Below are 3,394 nucleotides of genomic sequence, written 5' to 3'. Positions count from 1 at the left end.
CCCCGCGAAATCACTCAGGAGGAGAGAGAACAATGACCCGATCCCGTATCGAGGACGTCTGGCCGCTGTCGCCGCTGCAGGAGGGGTTGCTGTTCCACGCCACCTTCGACGGCGAAGGCCCGGACGTCTACCAGGGACAGCGAGGACTCGAGCTGGTCGGACCGCTGGACACGGGCCGCCTGCGAAGGTCGTGGGAGAGCCTGCTGTCCCGGCACGCCGCCCTGCGGGCAGGCTTCCGCCGGCGCAAGTCGGGCGAGGCCATGCAAGTCATCGCCCGGGAAGTGACGCTGCCCTGGCAGGAAGCCGACCTCTCCGACATGGCGGAGGCGGAAGCCCTCGCCGAGCTGGCCCGGCTGTCCGAACGGGACCGCACGGAGCGCTTCGACCTGGCGACCGCACCCCTGCTGCGCGTGCTGCTCGTCCGGCTCGGCGCGGAGCGGCACCGTATGGTGCTCACCCACCACCACATCCTCCTGGACGGCTGGTCCCTGCCCATCCTCGTCAACGAGATGTTCGCGGCGTACCGGGCAGGCGGAACCACCGCCGGACTGCCGCCGACCACCTCCTACCGCGACTACCTGGCGTGGGCGAACCGCCAGGACAAGGAGGCGGCGCGGGACGCGTGGCGGGCGGCGCTGGCCGGGATCGACGAGCCGACGCTCGTGGCGCCGGCGGACCCCGCCACACCGACCGTGGTGTGCGAGTCCGAGACCACCGACATGCCCGCGAAGCTGTCGCAGGACCTGGTGCGGCTGGCCCGTGGCCAGAACCTGACCGTGAACACGCTGGTACAGGGTGCCTGGGCGCTGGTGCTGGCCCGCCTGACCGGCCACGACGACGTGGTGTTCGGCGCCACCTCCGCCGGGCGGCCCACGGAGCTGCCGGGCGTGGAGTCGATGGTCGGCCTCACCATGAACACGCTTCCGGTACGGGTCCCCCTCGAAGGCGGGCAGCCCGTGCTGGAAATGCTGGCGCAGTTGCAGGAACGCCAGTCGGCGCTGATGGCACACCACCACCTCGGGCTGTCGGAGGTCCAGAGAGTGGCAGGGCCCGGCGCGGCCTTCGACTCGCTCGTCGTGTACGAGAACTACCCCCGGCCCCCGGCCGGGCAGCCCGCCCCGGACAGCTTCGCCATCTCGTTCACCGGCGGCCAGGAGTCCGCGCACTACCCGCTCACGCTGATCGTGGCCCCCGGCGACCGGATGCCCTGGAAGATCGACTACCGGCCCGACCTGTTCGACCGGGGCACGGTTCAGTCGATCCTCCGCCGTCTGCTGCGGGTGCTGGAGCAGGTCGCGGCCGACCCGTCCGCCCGGGTCGGCGAGATCGACGTGCTGGACGAGGCCGAGCGTGCCCTCGTGGTGCGGGAGTGGAACGACACCGCGCGGCCGCTCGCGGGGGGCATGCTGCCGGAACTGTTCCGGGCACGCGTGGAACGGGCGCCCGACGTGGCCGCGGCGCGGTGCGGTCCGGAGGTGTTGTCGTACGGGGAGCTCGAAGCGCGGGCGAACCGGTTGGCGCGGTATCTGACGGGACTGGGGATCGGCCGTGAGTCGCGGGTGGGTCTGTGCCTGCCGCGCGGGGTGGACATGGTGGTCGGGCTGCTGGCGGTGTGGAAGGCCGGCGGCGTGTACGTGCCGCTGGACCCGGAGTACCCGGCCGACCGGCTCGCGTACATGATCGCCGACAGCGGTGCGTCCGTCGTGCTGGGCACCACCGGGACACTGGCCGGCACGGCGGTGGGCTCGGCGGCTGCCGTGGCGCTGGACGAGGCGGCCGAAGCCATCGCCGCCGAAGCGCCCGGCCCGCTCGACGTGACGCTGCACCCGCAACAGGCGGCCTACATCATCTACACGTCTGGTTCCACCGGCCGGCCCAAGGGCGTGGCAGTGCCCCACGGAGGTGTGGCCAACCTGGCGGCGGCGATGCGTCCGGTGCTGGGAGCCGACCCGGGTGTCACCGTGCTCCAGTTCGCTTCGCTCAGCTTCGACGCCGCCGTCCTGGACGTGGCGGTCACACTGGCCGCCGGTGGCACCCTGGCGATCGCTTCCAGTGAAGAACGCATGGAGCCCACGGCGCTGGCGGAGATGATCCGTGTCGCCGGCGTGAGCGTGGCGAGTGTGGTGCCGTCGCTGCTGGACCTGCTCGACCCGGCCGCCGTCCCCGGCGTGTCGAACTGGGTGGTCGGCGCGGAGCGCGTGACCGCGGAACTGGCGGCGCGGTGGCGGGCCGGGGCGCGGGTGTGGAACGCCTACGGTCCGACCGAGACGACCGTGATCACGACGGCGACGCTGCTGGCGGAAGGCATCACCCCGCAGGACGCACCGCCCCCGATAGGCCCGGCGCTCGGCAACGCCCAGGTGTACGTCCTGGACAGCTTCCTGCGACCGCTGCCTCCCGGCATCACCGGCGAGCTGTACGTGGCCGGGCTCGGCGTGGCGCGCGGTTACGTGGGACGCCCCGCCCTGACGGCGGAACGCTTCGTCGCCAACCCCTTCGCCGAGGGCGCGCGGATGTACCGCTCCGGTGACTTGGCACGGTGGACGGCCGACGGGCAGTTGCACTTCGTCGGCCGGGCGGACGAGCAGGTCAAGATCCGCGGGTTCCGCGTGGAGCCGGGCGAGATCGCGTCCGAACTCCTCACGCACCCGGACGTGGCCCAGGCCGCGGTGGTGGTGCGCGAGGACCGGCCGGGCGACAAGCGCCTGGTCGCCTACGTCGTCCCCGAGGGTGACCGCGTCCTCGACGGCCCGGCGCTGCGCGACTTCGCCGGCACCCGCCTCCCGGAACACATGGTCCCCGCCGCGGTGGTCGTACTGGAGGCACTGCCCCTCACGGTGAACGGGAAGTTGGACAAGGCTGCTTTGCCGGTTCCTGGGTTTGTGGTGGTGGGTGGTCGTGGTGCGGCGACGGCGACGGAGGAGGTGTTGTGTGGGTTGTTTGGTGAGGTGTTGGGTTTGGTGGGTGTGGGTGCTGAGGAGTCGTTCTTTGATTTGGGTGGGGATTCGTTGTTGGCGATGCGGTTGGTGGCGCGGGTTCGGTCGGTGTTGGGTGTTGAGGTGAGTGTGCGGGAGTTGTTTGGTTCGCCGACGGTGGCGGGGTTTGCGCGGTTGGTGGATGGTGTGGTGGATGTGGGGCGGGTTGCGTTGGGGCGGCGGGTGCGGCCGGAGTTGTTGCCGTTGTCGTTTGCGCAGCAGCGGATGTGGTTCTTGAATCGGATGGAGGAGGGTCCGGCTGCGGGTGCGGCGTACAACTTGCCGTTGGCGTTGCGGATTTCCGGTGCTCTGGATGTGGGGGCCCTGGAGGCGGCGTTGGGGGATGTGGCCGAGCGGCACGAGAGTCTGCGGACGGTCTTCCCGGACGTGGAGGGCGTGCCGTACCAGCGAATTCTGGA

General features: G+C 71.1%; 1 protein-coding gene. It reads left to right on the top strand.

The features are described 5' to 3' along the window. Positions 1-32: 32 nt before the first annotated feature. Positions 33-3,394 (top strand): amino acid adenylation domain-containing protein (locus ACH4OW_RS32460; protein ID WP_398031437.1); only part of this gene is annotated, 3,362 nt, incomplete at its 3' end.

The sequence above is a fragment of the Streptomyces sp. NPDC017056 genome, from assembly GCF_044332485.1.
Taxonomy (GTDB): domain Bacteria; phylum Actinomycetota; class Actinomycetes; order Streptomycetales; family Streptomycetaceae; genus Streptomyces.
Note: the sequence above shows the minus strand (reverse complement) of the source record. Positions and strands in the feature narration are given on the sequence as shown.